Here is an 18,161-nt window from a genome sequence, read left to right as displayed (position 1 = left end):
GTACAGTATACAGTATACTGAAAACAGTAAACAGTAAACAGTATACCGTCCACTGACCTGCTACCGCTTCAGCTTGCCGGAGCTGTCGCCCTGCTCGAGGGTTTCGATTTCGGCAACGGTAGCCAGATTCACGTCGCCGGGAATGGTGTGTTTGAGCGCCGAGGCTGCCATGCCGAACTCAACGGCCCGCTGCGGATCGTTGAACTGCAGCAGCCCGTAGATCAGCCCCGCCATGTAGGCGTCACCCGTACCGATGCGGTCGATGATGGGCTGTACGTCGTAGACCCGGCTTTTAAATACCGTGGTTCCGTCGAATAGCTTGGCCGACAGCTGGTTGTGCGACGCGCTGAGCGAGTTGCGCTTGGTGTCGGTTACGTACTTGATGCGGGGGAAATGATCCATCATGGCGCGGCCGGCTTCCTGAAAGGTACTGCCCACGACGCCGTAAATTTCGGAGAAGAGCGCTTTGCCACCCAGCACCAGTGTGCAGCCTTCGGTCAGGGCCGGCATGATGTCCTGTGGTTTCTTGCCATACTGCCAGAGGTTGCTCCGGTACACAATATCGCCCGAAACCGGCACACCCAGTTTGTTGGCCGTGTGAATACCGGCCAGCAGGCAGTCGGCCGCGCCCTGCGACAGGGCCGGGGTGATGCCGGTCCAGTGAAACCAGTCGGCATCGGTCAGGATGGTGTCCCAGTCGATATCGGCCGGGTTGATGCGGGCAAAGGCCGAGTCGGCGCGGTCGTAGATAATCTGACTGGCGCGGCTGCCGGCGCCGGTTTCCAGAAAATACAAACCCAGCCGGCCATCGCCATAGGTAACGTACTGCGTATCGACGTGATAGCGCTGCAGATAACCGGTAGCGGCCCGGCCCAGGGCGTGGGCCGGAAAGCGCGTAACGTGGCTGGCGTGCAGCCCCAGCTGGGCGAGCGACACGGCAACGTTGGCTTCGGTACCGCCGAAATGCATGCCCAGGCTGTCGGTCTGGGCGAAACGCGCAACGCCGGGCGGACTCAGGCGAAGCATGACTTCGCCGAACGTGACAATTTTTTTCATAGTACAATCAGGTTGTCGGAGGGCATTGGGTCAACTGGCCGAACCCGTTGGCGGCTATTAGCCCAACGCGAAACAGCAAACCTACACAAACTCGCTGGTTAGCTCTTCGGCCCGGACGGGTTCCATTTTGGGCAGTACCAGGTGAATGATGACCAGCGCAATCAGGTAGGCACAGCTGGCAATGATAAACATAGGCAGATAGCCGAAGTGGGTGATGATGCGGCCGGCCAGGAGCGCCAGCAGAATGCCCCCCACGGCGCCAAACATACCCCCAATGCCTGTTACTGAGGCCACCACGTTGCGGGGAAACAGATCGGACGCAAAGGTATACATATTAGCCGACCAGCCCTGATGGGCAGCCGTAGCCAGCGAGATAAGGGCAATGGCCACGGTAAGGCTGCTTGTTTTGGCCGCAAAGAAGATGGGCACCACGCAGAGGGCGCAGATGAGCATGGTGGTTTTGCGGGCGCGGTTGGCGGTCCAGCCCATGTTCATAAACTGCGTGGTGAGCCAGCCGAAAAAGATACTGCCGGCGTCGGACACGACGTAGATGATCAGGAACGGCAGGCCGAAACTTTTGAGGTCGAGTTTCTGGTCGAGGGCATCGTTGGAGTTGAAAAAATCGGGCAGCCAGCTCATGTAGAACCACCAGATCGGATCGGCCATGAACTTGCCAACGGCAAAGGCCCAGGTCTGTTTGTAGCCCAGCAGTTTACCCCACGACACCTTCAGGGGCGGCACGGTTTCGTCGTCGCTGCGGATGTAGGCCAGTTCTTCGGCCGACAGGCGGGGGTTGCTTTCGGGCTTACTGTAGGTAAACCACCAGCAGGCGAGCAGGCCGAAGCCCAGCAGCCCCGTGATTAAAAACGAACTGCGCCACCCATAATGCAGAATCAGATAGGGTACGGCCAGGGCCGTCAGAATGATGCCCACATTGGCTCCGGCATTGAAGAGGCCGTTGGCAAACGAGCGTTCGCGCCGGGGAAACCATTCGGCCACGGTTTTGATCGATGAGGGGAAGTTGGCGGCTTCGCCCAGCCCCAGCAGCGCCCGGGCCCAGCGCAGGCCCGCCATGTTGCTCACAAAGGTGGTCAGTGCTGCAGCAATGCTCCAGACAATGATACCCAGCGAGAAACCCCGCTTGGTGCCGATCTTGTCGATAAGCCAGCCTACCAGCAGAAACCCAATAGCATAAGCAAACTTGAAGGCTGCATCCACATCGCCGTACAGCACTTTGAAGCGATCGGTTGCTTCTTTGGTCAGGGTGGCGTCTGGTGCCAGATCGAGCATTTCCTTGCGAAACAGCTCGTCGGTCATGGTAAAGGAAAGAACCTGCCGGTCGACGTAATTGATAGTCGTTGCCAGAAAGAGCAGGGCAACGATGCGCCAGCGAAAGCGCCCGGTAGTAGTGGTGTTTTGCAAAATAAAACAGGGTCTGATTGGGGAGAAAAGCGGCCTTTCTGCTTTTTTTACCTAGATGCATCGCCGGAGAACTACGTAGTTCGCGGGATTGCTCCAAGTAGTCATCCTTCTCCTTATCCGTATGCTTGAACAAACCTGGCGCTGGTTTGGCCCCGCCGATCCCGTTTCGCTCGCCGATGTCCGGCAGGCCGGTGCGACCGGCGTGGTCACGGCGCTGCACCAGCTGCCCAATGGCACCGTCTGGCCGCTGGCCGACATTCTGGCCCGTAAAGCCCTGATCGAACAGCACGGCCTGACCTGGTCGGTGGTCGAAAGTATTCCGGTGCACGAAGCCATCAAAACCCGCACCGGTGATTTTCAGACGTACATCGATAACTACAAGGAATCGATCGTGAACCTGGCCCAGGCCGGCATCGATACGGTCTGCTATAACTTCATGCCCGTGCTCGACTGGACCCGCACCGACCTCGACTACGGCATGCCCGACGGGTCGACGGGGCTGCGTTTCGACGCTACCGAGTTTGCGGCCTTCGAGCTGTACATCCTGCAGCGACCCGGTGCCGAGTATCTCTATAGCGTGGCTCAGCAGGATGCGGCCCGGGCCCGGCTCCACAGCATGAGCGATGCCCAGATCAAACGCCTGACCCGTACCATCATTGCCGGCCTGCCCGGCTCCGAAGAAAGCTACACGGTCGAGCAGTTTCGCGATGCACTGACCAGCTATGCCGATGTGGGCGATTACGAACTCCGGCAGCACCTCTACGCGTTTCTGCGCGAGATCGTGCCGGTGGCCGAGTCGGTGGGCGTGCGGCTGGCCATTCATCCCGACGATCCGCCGTACCCGATTCTGGGCCTGCCGCGTGTGGTCAGCACCGAGGCCGATGCCCGGGCGCTGCTGGCCGCTGCCCCGTCGCCGGCCAATGGCCTCTGCTTCTGCACGGGCTCATATGGCGTGCGGGCCGATAACGACCTGCCGGGGATGGTTCGGCGGCTGGGACCGGCCATTCATTTTGTACACCTGCGCAGCACCGAGCGCTTTGCCGACGGTAGTTTTCAGGAGGCCAATCACCTTGAGGGCGACGTGCCGATGCCGGCCGTGGTGCAGGCGCTGCTGCAGGAGCAGGCGCGTCGCCGGGCCGAGGGGCGTGCAGATTTACGGATGCCGTTTCGCCCCGACCATGGGCATCGCATGCTCGACGACCTGACCTCGGGCAAACGTACCAACCCGGGCTATACGGCCATCGGCCGGCTGCGGGGCCTCGCCGAGCTCCGCGGTCTGATGCTGGGGCTCTCGACCCTTGATGCCCAAAAATGACCGCCCGACAGCCGGTAGAACCCGGCCCGTCTGGTCTCTTACTGCTGACTATTGAACCGACTATGCATACCCTGACGAGTTCGCCGACGTTTCTGTCCGACGATTTTCTGCTCCAGACCGATACGGCCCGGCGCCTGTACCACGACTACGCCAAGTCGATGCCCATCATCGATTACCACTGCCACCTGCCGCCCGATCAGCTGGCTGCCGACCGGCAGTTCGAGACCATTACGCAGCTCTGGCTCTACGGCGATCATTACAAGTGGCGGGCCATGCGCACCCACGGTATTCCGGAGCAATACTGCACCGGCGACGCGTCGGACTGGGACAAGTTTGCCAAATGGGCCGAAACGGTGCCATATACCATGCGTAATCCGCTCTATCACTGGACGCACCTGGAGCTTAAGAATCCGTTTGGCATTACCGATATCCTGAACCCCGGCACGGCCCGTTCGGTCTATGACCGCTGCAATGAGCAACTGCCCGGACTGAGTACCCGTAGTCTGCTGACCCACTTCGACGTCCGGACTGTGTGCACGACCGACGACCCGCTCGATAGTCTGGAGCACCACCGCGCCATTGCCGACAGCGGGTTTGGCGTGCGGATTCTGCCCACGTTCCGGCCCGACAAGGCCATGGCGGCCGATGACCCGGTCGCATTCCGGGCCTACGTGCAGCGTCTGGGCGAGGTAACGAACCGCGATATCCGGTCGCTCAATGAGTACATGGATGCGCTCAAGGCGCGGCACGACTACTTCGCCGGGATGGGGTGCCGCCTGTCAGATCATGGGCTCGAGATGATTTATGCCGAGCCGTATACCGAGAGCGAAGTGCGCACTATTTTCAACGCCCTGCTACCCGACTATGACAACGCGATGGCCGAGCTGAGTGCGTCGGATATTGCCAAATTCAAGTCGTTTATGCTCGTACAGTTTGCCGAGTGGGATCACGAAAAGGGCTGGACGCAACAGTTTCACCTGGGGGCGCTGCGCAACAATAACAAACGCCGACTGCGCGAGCTGGGACCCGATACGGGCTGGGACTCGATCGGCGATTTCCCGCAGGCAGCAGCCCTGAGCCGGTTCCTGGGCGGGCTCGACGACCGCGACAAACTCGCCAAAACCATTTTGTATAACCTGAACCCGGCCGACAATGAAGTGATGGCGACCATGATCGGCAACTTCAACGATGGCTCGGTGCGGGGCAAAGTGCAGTTTGGGTCGGGCTGGTGGTTTCTCGACCAGAAGGACGGGATGGAAAAACAACTGAATGCGCTCTCGAATATGGGCCTGCTGAGTTCGTTTGTGGGTATGCTCACCGACTCGCGCAGTTTCGTTTCCTACAGCCGCCACGAATACTTCCGCCGGATTCTCTGCAACCTGTTTGGCAACGATGTCGAAAACGGCGAACTGCCTAACGATGTCGACTGGATCGGGCAGCTGGTGCAGGATATCTGTTACCGCAACGCCGATCAGTACTTCGGTTTCTAGTTCGCTGGAGGCACGCATGAACCAGGGTCGGAACAGCGCACACGGGCTGTTCCGACCCTGGTTCGTTTTCGGGGAAGACTACTGCTTGTAGACCGTTCCGTCTTTCATGACGAAGCGCACCGCCTGCAGCGTTTTGATATTTTTGGTTGGATCTTCGTCAACGGCAATGATGTCGGCCAGTTTCCCCGGCTCGATTGAACCGATCTGGGTATCCATCCCCAGCAGGCGGGCATTGGTGAGCAGGGCCGCGTTGATGGCCTCGACGGCGGGCATACCGGCTTCGACCATGTACTCGAATTCTTTGGCATTATAGCCATGGATATACACCCCGGCGTCGGTACCAAACGCAATCTTGACCCCAGCTTTATAGGCCTTACCAAACGTTGCCTGAATTTTGGGGCCAATGGCCAGCGCTTTCGGTACGACAAGCGAGGGGTAATACCCAAAATGACGCGCCGAGTCGGCGGCTGTTTTGCCGGCAATAATGGTCGGTACGTAATAGGTGCCGTATTTCTTGAACAGGTCGATGGCTTCGTCGTCCATAAGCGTGCCGTGCTCGATGGTCTGCACCCCGGCCCGGATAGCGCGTTTCATGCCTTCGGCCCCGTGGGCGTGGGCGGCCACCGGAAAGCCGTAGTCTTTGGCCGCCTTCACCACGGCGTCGACTTCTTCCTGCGTAAACTGCGGGCCCGAGCCGTCTTTGGCGTTGCTCAATACCCCGCCCGTCGCCGTGATCTTGATCAGGTCGGCGCCGTCTTTATAGCGCTGGCGAACAGCCTTGCGGGCATCTTCGGGGCTGTTGATAACGCCATCTTCGGGGCCGGGGTCGCCCATCAGATCTTTGCGATAGCCGTTGGTCGGATCGGCGTGGCCGCCCGTGGTGGCAATCGACTTGCCCACCGTCAGCACCCGGGGGCCTTCGACCAGCCCGGCATTGATGGCGTTGCGGAGCGATACGTTGATGCCCGTGCCGCCCAGATCGCGAACGGTAGTGAAACCAGCCATCAGGGTTGTTTTGGCGTAGCGGGCCGCCCGAAATGCTACGTCGGCGGGATTGCTCGTAAATCCGTCGATGGCCCCCCCCCGGCGGGTCTGGCTTTCGAGATGGACGTGCATATCGATCAGGCCAGGCAGCACCGTTTTGTTTTTCAGGTCGACCACCCGATCCGGGCCGGCGGGTGTTGTAAAGCCTTTCTGAATAGCGGTGATTTTGTTGCCGTCGACAACCACTGTCATCTGGGGCTGGAGCGTGGTGCCGGTGCCGGTGAAGAGGTTGCCGCAGTGAATAAGGGTGCGTTGGGCCAGCAGGGGGCTTGCCAGCAGCGACAGGCTCGCCAGCAGGTACAGTTTTTTCATGTGCTGTTAGGGGATACGTACAAAAAAGGCGGCAACCCAGGTTGCCGCCTTCAAACTACAAAAAAAAGGGTCTCGCGCATCAGAGTGCCTTTACCTCGACCAGCGCCTGTTTGTCGGCAGTCGGCTTTCCGTACACCGGGTAGGGGGTAATGTCGCGCAGCAGCACACTGTAGCGTTGCCCGCCCAGGCTGACCACCGTTGAGTCGGTCATGGCTGGGTTGTTAGCCAACCGGTAGCCAAGGAAGAGAGTGAGCGACCGGGTGTCAGCATCGGTACTGACGCGCAGCGCGGCCGACGCGTAGCCGGCGATAATGCACTGAACGCCCTGCGGGCAGCGGCTATCCAGAATCGAATCGACCCGTACGGTTACGCCCGACCCGAGCCGCGCCGACTGGGTTTTGCCCAGCCGCACCTGCGTGCTGGGCAGCGCTTCCGACGATTTACAGGCCTGCGTGAGCAGGGTGGCAGCCAGAAGCAGGACCGCCAAAAACGGGATGGATCGTTGCATGGCAAATGGGGGCCTTGGTATTATTCTGAAGACCCCATTATGAGTCGGCGGGTTGGGCCTGCCGACCTTATTTTTTTACGATCACGCCGTCGGCCACAAACGTCAGGGCCTTTTCGGGTTCGGTGATTTTTTCGATTTCGGCTTTGGATTTGCCGGCGTCCTGGGCGTAGTGGCGCAGTTCGTCGACGGGTGTTACCGACGTCTCGGCGGTGCCTTCCATCACCACGGTTTTGCCCACGATATCTTTCGGCACGAAGAAGCCATAATCTTTAAACGACACGCGCATGGTCTGGCCGTCGCCGGTCTTAACCTTCATCCAGCAGCCTTTCACCTTACAGACTGATTCGACGGTACCTTCGACTTTGGCGGTCATCTCGGTTTTGCTGCCCATGCGGGTAGCGAGCTGAGTGGCCGGAATGGCGCCCGTTTCGCTTATTTTCTTGCCGTGGTAACTGGCCGCCGACTGGCTGAAACCGGCCACAGAGAGGCCCAGGAACAGGGCGAGGAGAATGGTTTTTTTCATGGTCTGCCTATTGAACAAGGGGGTCTGACCGAAGCACCCGCCGGTCTTGACGGTGTTGCCCGGCTAATCTGCTATCTTTCGTTCAAAAATACCCTTTTTTAACGCATTTCACTCTCACTTTATGCTACAGACACCCCGTTGGGTACTGGTAGGCTTGAGCGCGGCCGCGCTGACTGCCTGTCAGAAAAATACCGACACGGCCACCACGGCCCGCACGACTTTCTTCGACAAATCGGGCATGGATACCACCGTGAGCCCGGGCAACGATTTTTTCAGCTACGCCAACGGCGCGTGGGTAGCCAAAACCAAAATTCCTGACGACCAGACGGGTTGGGGGTCGTTCAACACGCTCTACGAGGAGAACCTGCAGAAAACCAAGGTACTGCTCGAGAAGGCGGCCGGGGGCGATGCCAAAGCGGGCAGCGTGGAGCAACAGGTCAGGGATTTCTACGCCAGCGGCATGGATACCGCCCGCATCGAAACGCTGGGCTACGAGCCCGTGAAGGCCGAACTGGCCAAGATTGCCGCGCTGACCTCGTATAAAGAAGTGGTAAACTACCTGGCTGCCAGCAAAGCCGATCCGGGCGGGCAACTGATCGGGTTCTACGTGGGCGCCGACGACCGGGAGAGTGGTACCAACCGCATCAATTTCGTACAGTCGGGGCTGTCGCTGCCCGAAAAGGATTACTACACCAAGCAGGACGCGGAGACGGTAAAGGTTCGCACGGCGTTCGTGGCCTACGTTGCCAAACTATTCACGCTGACGGGGGTGGATGCCGCCACCGCCAAAACCAAAGCTGAGGGCATTCTGGCCCTCGAAACGGAACTGGCCCGCGCTCACAAAGCCCCCGCCGACCTGCGCGATCCGGTGGCCAATTACCACAAGCTGGCCGTAGCCGACCTGACCCGCCAGATGCCTAACCTGGCCTGGCGCAGTACGCTCAATACCATGGGCCTGAGCCGTATCGATTCGGTACTGATGGCCCAGCCGGGCTATTACCAGGCCCTCGATAAGGTGCTGGCTGCCACACCGATCGACGTGCTGAAAGATTACCTGCAGTTCGATTTGCTCGATGGCAATGCGGGTCTGCTGAGCCGCGCCTTCCGCGACGCCAGCTTCGACTTTAACGGCCGGGTGCTATATGGTCAGCCCAAACAGCCCGAACGCTGGAAACGCATCGCCAACGCCGTCGACGGCTCGCTGGGCGATGCCCTGGGGCAGCTCTGGGTGAAACAGTACTTCCCGCCCGAAGCTAAGGAGCGGATGCTCACGCTGGTCGACAATCTGCAGAAGGTATACCGCGAGCGGATCGAGAAACTCGACTGGATGGCCCCCGAAACCAAACAAGTGGCCCTGGTGAAGCTCGATAAGTTCATGAAGAAGATCGGCTACCCCGACAAGTGGAAAGATTATTCGGACGTTGAGATCAAACGTGACGATTACTTTGGCAACGTGCAGCGCGCCCGCATACACCACACCAAAGAAGACTTCGCCAAGGTCAACGAACCGGTGGACCGGGCTGACTGGGTGATGACGCCCCCCACCGTAAACGCCTACGCCAACCCCAGCAACAACGAGGTGGTGTTTCCGGCCGGTATTCTGCAGTTTCCGTTCTTCGATAAGGATGCCGACGATGCCATCAACTACGGGGCCATCGGCATGGTGATCGGCCACGAAATGACCCACCTCTTCGACGATCAGGGCCGGCAGTACGACGCCCAGGGCAACCTGCGCGACTGGTGGACCAAATCGGATGCCGATCGCTTCACCAAAAAAGCACAGGTCGTGGTCGACCAGTATAACGGCTATTCGATTCTGAACAACCTGCACGTAAACGGCCGGCTCACGCTGGGCGAAAACCTGGCCGATCTGGGCGGCATCACGCTGGCGTATCAGGCCTTCAAACTGACCAAACAGGGGCAGAGCACCGACAAAATCGATGGCTTCACGCCCGATCAGCGGTTTTTTCTGGGCTTCGCGCAGGTGTGGCGCATCAAGGTGCGCGACGAATCGGAACGGGTACGCATCACCACCGACCCCCACTCGCCGGCCAAGTTCCGGGTCAACGGCCCGCTGGCCAATTTTGAGCCATTCTATGCGGCTTTCGGCGTAAAGCCGGGGCAGGCGCTGTATAAACCTGTAGCGCAGCAGGCCAAAATCTGGTAGTCGATTTTCCGGAATCAATCAGGCTCGGCCCTGTACCCCCGGGGTGCAGGGCCGAGCCTGTGCTGGGCACTGTCTGTGCAGATAACGCGGTCTTTGCCTACCTTTACCGCTTCACCATTGCCCCTACGGCCCTTCATGTTAGACCAATACGAAAAGCAGCACCCCTACCTCGTGGCCCTCGATTCCATCATTTTCGGGTTTGATGGCGAACAATTAAAGGTGCTGCTGGTCAAGCGGGGCGTCGAAGCAGAAGCCGAAACCTGGTCGCTGATGGGGGGGTGGCTTCAGCCCGACGAGAGCCTGGAGCGCGCAGCCGCCCGTATTCTGTTTGAGCTGACCGGACTGACCGATGTGTACCTCGAGCAGCTCAGCGTGTTTGGCGAGCCCAACCGCGACCCCATTGCCCGTACGATTTCGGTGGCTTACTTCGCGCTGGTGAAAGTGGCCGACTACGAATCGACCATTTCCGATACCTATCACGCCCGCTGGTTCTCGCTCTACGATTTGCCCCGACTGCTCTTCGACCACGCCGACATGGTTGAACTGGCCATTCGACGACTGCGCTATAAAGCGGCCCAGCACCCCATCGGCTTCGAGTTGCTGCCCGAAAAATTTACCATTCCGCAGCTCAAGAAACTCTACGACGCCATCTACAACACCGAGTTCGACAAGCGCAACTTCAGCCGCAAAATCCTGTCGACCGATCTGCTCATCAAGCTCGACGAAAAACAGAAAGGCTTTTCCAAACGGGGGGCTTACTTCTACCAGATCGATGCGGGCAAGTATAAACAGCTGACCCACTCGTTTCTCAACTTCATCCCAAATTCAGACACGATCCTGTAGGCAAGCCAGTTGCGCCGGATGTGGTATTATTCGACTAAAAAATTTTGGGTGTCATTTTGACGTTTAAAAATATAAGTGTCAACTTTACACCACAAAATACCGGCGGAACGCAAAGCCGCACCGGTATAGAGCCGGTAAGCCGGCCTTTAGCGCTGAGAGTATCACTATAACAAGAGCTTAACACAAACCAAGACATGGCAACACCCACACTGGGCGATCGGGAGTATTTCGCCGGCATCGGCACTATCGGCTACGAAGGGCCGAAGTCTAAGAATCCACTGGCGTTTAAGTGGTACAATCCGGAGCAGATTATTGGCGGCCGCACGCTGCGCGATCAGCTCCGGTTTGCAATCAGTTACTGGCATACGTTCTGCGGAGCCGGTGGCGATCCCTTCGGTCCCGGTACACGGGTGTTTCCGTGGGATAACGACAACGATGCCGATGTGCGGGCCCGCCACAAAATGGATGCTGCCTTCGAATTCTTCACCAAGATCGGCGCGCCTTACTACTGCTTCCACGATGTCGATCTGGTCGACGAAGCGCCAACGGCCAGCGGCTACGAAAAGCGCATGCAGGCCATTGTCGACTACGCGCAGGAGAAGCAGCGCGCCAGCGGTGTGAAATTGCTGTGGGGAACGGCCAACGTGTTTTCGAACCCGCGCTACATGAACGGGGCCTCGACCAACCCCGACTTTGCCGTGCTGGCTTACGCCGGTACGCAGGTGAAAAATGCCATCGACGCAACCATTGCGCTGGGTGGCGAGAACTACGTTTTCTGGGGTGGTCGTGAAGGCTATATGTCGCTCCTGAACACCAACATGAAGCGCGAAGTCGAGCACCTGGCCAAATTCCTGACCATGGCCCGCGACTACGCCCGCAAGCAGGGCTTTACGGGTACGTTCTTTATCGAGCCCAAGCCGATGGAGCCCACCAAGCATCAGTACGACTACGACTCGGCCACGGTGATCGGGTTCCTGCGGCAGTACGGTCTCGACAAGGATTTCCAGCTGAACATTGAAGTGAACCACGCTACGCTGGCCGGTCATACCTTCGACCACGAACTGCAGGTAGCGGCCGATGCCGGCATGCTGGGCAGCATCGACGCCAACCGGGGCGACTACCAGAACGGCTGGGATACCGATCAGTTCCCGATCAACGTCTACGAACTGGTTGAAGCCGCGCTGGTGATTCACCAGGCGGGCGGCATCAAACCCGGTGGTATCAACTTCGACGCCAAGGTGCGCCGGAACTCGACCGATATGGACGATCTGTTCATTGCCCACATCAGCGGTATGGACGCCTTCGCCCGGTCGTTTATTGTGGCCGATGCCATTCTGCGCGAGTCGGATTACCTGAAGTTCCGGGCCGAGCGGTATGCATCGTTCGATTCGGGCCAGGGTAAAGCGTTCGAGGACGGTAAACTGACCCTCGAAGACCTGCGCGCCTACACCCTCGAGCACGGCGAACCACAGGTTCGGAGCGGCAAACAGGAGTGGCTCGAAAGTATCATTAACCAATACATCTAGTCGGAAGAACGGCTACAGGCCCGGTCTGTAGCCGTTCTTTACTTTTTTTTGCCCCCAGTAATACCCTACTACTGCTCTTCCTGCGCCCTGACCTTACCTTTGCCCCGATTGCTACACGTATTACCCACATTTTCTAGTTAAAACCGAATGGATACACTTGAAAACATAGCCCTGCAGGTACGCCGGGATATCGTTCGTATGGTACATGGCGTTGCCTCGGGTCACCCGGGCGGCTCGCTGGGCTGTACCGATCTGCTGGTAAGCCTCTATTTTAAGACCATGACGCTGAAGACCGACGAGCAGGGGGCCGTGGTGTTCGATATGAGCGGCACGGGCGAAGACATGTTCTTCCTCTCCAACGGTCACATATCGCCCGTACTGTATTCGGTGCTGGCACGTCGGGGCTATTTCCCGGTAAGTGAACTGGCTACGTTCCGCAAACTGGATTCGCGGCTGCAGGGGCACCCCGCCACGGCCGAGCACCTGCCCGGTATCCGGGTGGCGTCGGGGTCGCTGGGACAGGGGCTGTCGGTAGCCGCCGGTGCCGCCACGGGCAAAAAACTTCATAACGACAATACGCTGGTTTTTTGCCTCATGGGCGATGGCGAGCAGCAGGAAGGTCAGATCTGGGAAGCGGCTGCGTTTATTCCGCACCGTAAGCTCGACAACCTGATCGCCATTGTCGATTTCAACGGACAGCAGATCGATGGTCCGACCGACAAGGTACTGAACAACCGCGACCTGGGTGCCAAGTACGAAGCCTTTGGCTGGACGGTGATGCACATGGATGGCAACAACATGGCCGAAGTGGTGTCGACGCTCGAAGCCGCGCGGCAGGCAAGCGGTCAGGGATCGCCCATCTGTATCATCATGAAAACCGAAATGGGGCAGGGCGTCGACTTTATGATGCATACCCACAAGTGGCACGGTACCGCCCCCAACAATGATCAGCTGGCGGCTGCGCTGGCGCAACTCGACGAAACCCTTGGCGACTACTAACCCCCACCGGATATGAAAACGTACTCATTTACTGAAAAGAAAGACACGCGTTCGGGTTTCGGGGCCGGCATGGCCGAACTGGGGCGCACCAATCCCAACGTGGTGGCGCTCTGCGCCGATCTGGTTGCCTCGCTCAAACTCGATGCCTTTATCAAAGACAATCCTGATCGGTTCATCCAGTGCGGGATTGCCGAAGCCAACATGATCGGAGTAGCCTCGGGCCTGACCCTGTCGGGGCTGATTCCTTACGCGACCACGTTTGCCAACTTTGGCTCGAGCCGTGTCTACGATCAGGTTCGGCAGGCGGTGGCTTACTCGAACAAAAACGTGAAAATCTGCGTCTCGCACGCTGGCCTGACGCTGGGCGAAGACGGGGCGACCCACCAGGTGCTCGAAGACATCGGTATGATGAAGTCGCTGCCCGGTATGACCGTGATCAACCCCTGCGATTTCAACCAGACCAAAGCCGCTACTATTGCCATTGCCGACCACGAAGGTCCCGTTTACCTGCGCTTCGGCCGGCCGGTTGTGCCCAATTTCACGCCGGCCGATCAGCCGTTCGAAATCGGCAAAGCCATCATGCTGAATGAAGGTACCCACGTGTCGATTTTTGCCACGGGTCACCTGGTATGGCCGGCCATCGAAGCCGGTCATCTGCTGGCCGAGCAGGGTGTCGATGCCGAAATCATCAACATTCACACCATTAAGCCGCTCGACAAAGAAGCTATCCTGGCGTCGGTGTCGAAAACAGGTTGCGCCGTAACGGCCGAAGAACACCAGATGAACGGTGGTCTGGGCGACAGCGTGGCCCAGGTGCTGGCGCTGAACCACCCGGCTCCGCTGGAAATGGTAGCCGTAAACGATTCGTTTGGCGAGAGCGGTACGCCCGATCAGCTGATGGAGAAATACGGCCTGACGGCGGCTTCGATCGTTGCCAAAGCCCTGTCGGTGATCCAGCGCAAGAAATAAAAAACATACCCGCTTCTGAATGCGAGCTGCCGCCTGCCGGGTGGCAGTTCGCGTACAGAAGCGGGTCGGCCGGCGTTACTTGTCAGCCCCTGTACTCGTCCTATACTGCCTTTTCCGAAACCCTTAAGACTCCTATGATCCGTACTCGTCTGTTGCTGATTGCTCCTTCTCTGCTCGTGCTGGGCAGCGTGGGTGCTGCGCTGGCGCAAAAGACTGCCCCCGCGCCCAAACCGCTGATTTCGACGATCTACACGGCCGATCCGTCGGCTCACGTCTTCAACGGTAAAATTTACATCTACCCATCCCACGATGTTGAGACGACCGTTCCCGAGGATGACGAAGGCAGTCATTTCGACATGCGGGATTACCACATTCTGTCGATGGATAAGATTGGTGGTAAGGTAACCGACCACGGCGTTGCGCTCGATATCAAGGATATTCCGTGGGCGGGCCGACAGCTGTGGGCGCCCGACGCGGCTTACAAGAACGGGACCTATTACCTCTACTTCCCGGTCAAAGACAAGCAGGATGTTTTCCGGATGGGCGTAGCGACCAGCAAATCGCCGGTTGGACCGTTCAAGGCCGAGCCCAAACCCATTCCTGGTAGCTACAGCATCGACCCGGCTGTTTTTACCGATACCGATGGCAAAACCTACATGTATTTCGGTGGTATCTGGGGCGGGCAGCTGCAGCGCTGGCATACGGGCAGCTACGAAGCCAATGGCTCGAAAACTGATCTCAAGCAGGATGACAAACCGGCACTGAGCCCGAAAATTGCCCGGCTGAGCAACGATATGCTCACGTTTGCCGAGCCTGCCAAAGACGTACAGATTCTCGACAAGGCCGGCAAACCGCTGCTGGGTGGCGATCATGACCGGCGTTTCTTCGAGGGGGGCTGGATGCACAAATACAAAGGCACCTACTACTTTTCGTATTCGACCGGCGACACGCACCTGCTGGCCTATGCCACGGGCAAGTCGCCCTACGGTCCGTTTACATACCAGGGTGTAATTATGGAGCCCGTTACAGGCTGGACCACCCACCATTCCATCGTTGAAATTGGTGGTAAGTGGTACATCTTCTACCACGACGTGGAACTGTCGGGCAAAACGCCCCTGCGCAACGTGAAAGTGCGTGAGCTGATGCGTCGGCCCGACGGCTCGATTGCGACCATTACACCCTAGTCGAATAGCATACAGGTGCCCGGGCGTCGATAAAGCCGATGTCCGGGCACCTGTGTGTTGATTACCAGCAGCTGGCGTTGTGCAGGGGGGTAAGCCTGCAACGGCAGGGGAGAAGTGTGCAGGGCGTCAGACCCCTGGTAGGGCTACAGTCGCGGTCTGGAACGATAAACAGTAGATTTTACTATAGGCTTTATTTATATATCTATAACATCATTTCTAAATGGCAATGGTATCGCCAGCAGTCGCTTTTCCATTGAAAGAGTGTAGTTCAGATGCGGTTCGGCAACCGGAATGGCTCCTTGCCGATTGTCTGGCCATTGCCGAAAAGGTCAACGGGCTGTCAGACAATCAGTACCGGCAGCGTGTCGACGGGAAATGGTCGGTAGCTGATGTACTGCAGCACCTGTACCGATCGGCGCGCCCCGTGTTGGGTCTGATGACCGGATCACGGGATGCCCTGCTGCCGTTTGGACCGCCTGCCAATCCGGGACAGACGTATGAGCTGATTCAACACAATTATTACACGGCCTTAGCAGGCGGACTACGGGCTCCTGATGCGTTTGCACCCCGTAACGATGATGCCCTGGAGAGTCGTCAGGAGCGCGTTTCGCGATTGCTGGCAACCTATCAGGCACTGGCCAATGCAGTCGCCAACTGGACCGATACCGACCTCGATACCCTCGCCATACCCCATCCGGCCCTTGGCCTGCTGTCGATGCGCCAGATGCTCTACTTCACGCAGTTACATACGCGGCATCATCGGGAGCGGCTCTAAATGCAAACCGCGCCAGCCCCAGCGGGACCGGCGCGGCCTGGCGCAGGCAGATCGACCGACCTACCGTTTCAGCGATACACGGCCATTACGACCCACGCTGCCGAAGTAATAGTTTACGCCCAGTTTCAGCCGGCCCCCTTTGCCCCGGCTAACGGTGGGGTCAATCTTATTGTAGAAGCTACTTTCGTAGCTCAGCTCAGCACCCAGTTGCTTCAGAATCCAGGCCATCACGCCCAGTTCAAGACCGACGCTGGTGTATTTAGCTTTGGTATCAGACGGGATATTGTCCGAAAATTCACGGCCCGAGTTCAGGCTGGCTCCTACGAAGCTGCTGATACGGGTCCGGAATGGATAGTAGCGGGCAAACAGACCCAGTTGCCGGGCGTGGTATTTATTGCCGACCAGCCGGTCGAAATCATAGCGAACGCCAGCTGCAAAGCCGGGCTGGAAGAAGTAACCCAGTCGGGCGTTGATATCGACGTAAGCCTTTCCGTCGGTCGCGCCGAAACCAGCCCCCCCACCCAGAAACAGATTGCCCGGCTGGAACCAGGTCAGCTGGTTGTCCTGCTGGTAATTGCGCGATTTTTCGACTTCGACTTCCAGGGTTTCTTTTGCCTGGCCGGCGGCTTCCCGCACGTCCTGTTTGGTTTCGTTGCTGATGAGTGGTTTTGAACGGCCGCTTGAGTCGGCACCGTTCTGGGCGTAGGCTCCTGCCGACAAACCCGTCAGCAGCAGCGTCATTGCGAATACTTGTTTCATAGTCGTTGAGTTGAACGTACGGTCGGTTCGAGCCGTCGTAGCCTATTAACCACCTTTTGGGGAGAAGGTTTGTCCGGATCAGGGCGTTGGCTGGGAATAATACAAAAGAGTCCGCCCGTCAGCTAAGCTGTGCGGGCGGACTCTTAAAAAAAGCCTAGTCGGTTCAGAGCGGTTTTCCGAGTTGCCGAATCAGGTCATTGAGTTGGTCGGCCGTGGTAGCGGGAAAATTGGCAATACGAATCTGCGAACTTTTCAGGCTGCCGTATCCGCTGCCGACCACCATGCCGGCTACTTTAGCATTGGCAATGACCTCGGCCGAAGGGGCTTTGGTGTTGGCAACAACCACCGTTTGCGAGCGGTGCCGCTCCTGCTCCACAAAGGGCTCGAAATACGGCGAGTCGCCGATGAACTTATAGAGCAGGCGGGCTTTTTCTTCGGTCTGTTTACGAATGACGTCGATACCGATCCGGTTCAGATCTTCGGCGATTTTGCCGAGCAAATAAATAAACAACACATTGGGCGTGGCCGGTGTCTCGAAGGTTTTGTAGTGCTTCCAGAGGGTCGGCAGCGTGTGGTGGGCACCAACGGTCAGGTTGTCATGCTGTAGCAGCGTTTCGGCTTTGGCCAGGCAGGCTTCATTGGCAATCCACACGCCCAGACCGGCAGGCATACCGAAGGCTTTCTGCACCGAGAAAAAAGCCGAGTCGATCAGACTGTAGTCGAGGTCGGGGTAGGGAGCCGACGAGACCATATCCACGCAGAACAGCTTTTTGGGGTGCTTTTTCTTGAGTTTGTGCATGTCTGCTACCCGCATCTGAACACCCGACGATGTTTCGTTGTGGGTCATGCACACCAGTTCGGCGTAGGGTGGTACCTCGATCTCGGCCGCGTCGAACCCTTCGCCGAAGGGCTTCTCCTGCTTGTGGGCAAACTTCTTCAGGCTCCCGGCATAATCGTAGAATTTCTGCGAAAATGACCCGTTGACGAGGTGAAAGCTTTCGTGTTCGACGCAGTTGAACAGCAACCGCTCCCATACTTCCGAGGCCGAACCGGTGAAGAATATACCGTGCGTTTTGGGGATGTTGAGCAGCGTGCGCAGTTGCTCATCGGTCGCCTGGTAGATGTCCCGGAACGCCTGACTCCGGTGCGAAATGGAGCCCAGCTGCCGATCCATCGCGGTTTGCAGATGTCGGGCAAACGTTGGGTACAGCTCGGCCGGGCCGGGTGTGAAGTAGGTGTTTGTCATAAGCCAATGAGCGATTGAGTCAA

General features: G+C 58.2%; 16 protein-coding genes. 9 read left to right on the top strand and 7 right to left on the bottom strand.

The window, feature by feature from the left end; genetic code table 11:
- Positions 1–60 precede the first annotated feature (60 nt).
- On the bottom strand, positions 61–1,056 hold the full coding sequence (locus ACYVAC_RS02080) for a PfkB family carbohydrate kinase (RefSeq protein WP_461095888.1): 996 nt from the start codon (positions 1,054–1,056) through the stop codon (positions 61–63).
- Between the two features lie 81 nt (positions 1,057–1,137).
- Complete coding sequence (locus ACYVAC_RS02075) at positions 1,138–2,478, bottom strand: MFS transporter (protein ID WP_461095887.1); 1,341 nt, start codon at positions 2,476–2,478, stop codon at positions 1,138–1,140.
- 121 nt (positions 2,479–2,599) lie between these two features.
- Between ACYVAC_RS02075 and uxuA the strand changes: the two genes are divergently transcribed.
- Positions 2,600–3,793: a mannonate dehydratase gene (gene uxuA / locus ACYVAC_RS02070; protein WP_461095886.1), complete on the top strand. Its 1,194-nt coding sequence runs from the start codon at positions 2,600–2,602 to the stop codon at positions 3,791–3,793.
- Between the two features lie 62 nt (positions 3,794–3,855).
- Entirely contained in the window at positions 3,856–5,283 is a 1,428-nt protein-coding gene (gene uxaC / locus ACYVAC_RS02065; protein ID WP_461095885.1) for a glucuronate isomerase, read from the top strand.
- Between the two features lie 78 nt (positions 5,284–5,361).
- Here the strand turns inward: uxaC and ACYVAC_RS02060 are convergent, their stop codons facing one another.
- From ACYVAC_RS02060 to ACYVAC_RS02050, 3 genes are all read right to left on the bottom strand, one after another.
- Positions 5,362–6,639: an amidohydrolase family protein gene (locus ACYVAC_RS02060; RefSeq protein WP_461095884.1), complete on the bottom strand. Its 1,278-nt coding sequence runs from the start codon at positions 6,637–6,639 to the stop codon at positions 5,362–5,364.
- A gap of 79 nt (positions 6,640–6,718) precedes the next feature.
- Complete coding sequence (locus tag ACYVAC_RS02055; protein ID WP_461095883.1) at positions 6,719–7,147, bottom strand: hypothetical protein; 429 nt, start codon at positions 7,145–7,147, stop codon at positions 6,719–6,721.
- 67 nt (positions 7,148–7,214) lie between these two features.
- The gene (locus ACYVAC_RS02050) at positions 7,215–7,670 is read right to left on the bottom strand and encodes a DUF4920 domain-containing protein (protein WP_461095882.1); all 456 of its coding nucleotides are present in this window, start codon (positions 7,668–7,670) and stop codon (positions 7,215–7,217) included.
- 121 nt (positions 7,671–7,791) lie between these two features.
- Between ACYVAC_RS02050 and ACYVAC_RS02045 the strand changes: the two genes are divergently transcribed.
- From ACYVAC_RS02045 to ACYVAC_RS02015, 7 genes are all read left to right on the top strand, one after another.
- The gene (locus tag ACYVAC_RS02045; RefSeq protein WP_461095881.1) at positions 7,792–9,837 is read left to right on the top strand and encodes a M13 family metallopeptidase; all 2,046 of its coding nucleotides are present in this window, start codon (positions 7,792–7,794) and stop codon (positions 9,835–9,837) included.
- Between the two features lie 135 nt (positions 9,838–9,972).
- Positions 9,973–10,680 (top strand): NUDIX hydrolase, encoded by a 708-nt coding sequence (locus tag ACYVAC_RS02040; RefSeq protein ID WP_461095880.1) that lies wholly within the window; start codon positions 9,973–9,975, stop codon positions 10,678–10,680.
- Between the two features lie 194 nt (positions 10,681–10,874).
- The gene (xylA, locus tag ACYVAC_RS02035) at positions 10,875–12,206 is read left to right on the top strand and encodes a xylose isomerase (RefSeq protein WP_461095879.1); all 1,332 of its coding nucleotides are present in this window, start codon (positions 10,875–10,877) and stop codon (positions 12,204–12,206) included.
- Between the two features lie 147 nt (positions 12,207–12,353).
- Entirely contained in the window at positions 12,354–13,205 is an 852-nt protein-coding gene (locus ACYVAC_RS02030; RefSeq protein WP_461095878.1) for a transketolase, read from the top strand.
- Positions 13,206–13,217: 12 nt separating this feature from the next.
- A complete protein-coding gene (locus ACYVAC_RS02025; RefSeq protein WP_461095877.1) occupies positions 13,218–14,174 on the top strand; it encodes a transketolase family protein in 957 nt (318 codons plus the stop codon).
- 134 nt (positions 14,175–14,308) lie between these two features.
- The gene (locus ACYVAC_RS02020) at positions 14,309–15,358 is read left to right on the top strand and encodes a glycoside hydrolase family 43 protein (RefSeq protein ID WP_461095876.1); all 1,050 of its coding nucleotides are present in this window, start codon (positions 14,309–14,311) and stop codon (positions 15,356–15,358) included.
- A gap of 220 nt (positions 15,359–15,578) precedes the next feature.
- Positions 15,579–16,133, top strand: a complete 555-nt coding sequence (locus ACYVAC_RS02015) for a DinB family protein (protein WP_461095875.1) — start codon at positions 15,579–15,581, stop codon at positions 16,131–16,133.
- 60 nt (positions 16,134–16,193) lie between these two features.
- Here the strand turns inward: ACYVAC_RS02015 and ACYVAC_RS02010 are convergent, their stop codons facing one another.
- Together ACYVAC_RS02010 and ACYVAC_RS02005 are read right to left on the bottom strand one after the other, a co-directional pair.
- Positions 16,194–16,892, bottom strand: coding sequence for a hypothetical protein (locus ACYVAC_RS02010; RefSeq protein WP_461095874.1), 699 nt, complete (start codon positions 16,890–16,892; stop codon positions 16,194–16,196).
- Between the two features lie 163 nt (positions 16,893–17,055).
- Positions 17,056–18,138, bottom strand: coding sequence for an aminotransferase class V-fold PLP-dependent enzyme (locus tag ACYVAC_RS02005; RefSeq protein WP_461095873.1), 1,083 nt, complete (start codon positions 18,136–18,138; stop codon positions 17,056–17,058).
- Positions 18,139–18,161 lie beyond the last annotated feature (23 nt).

This window comes from Spirosoma luteolum, assembly GCF_054778875.1.
The sequence above is the reverse complement of the archived record's forward strand: the minus strand, read 5'-3'. Positions and strand labels throughout refer to the sequence as shown.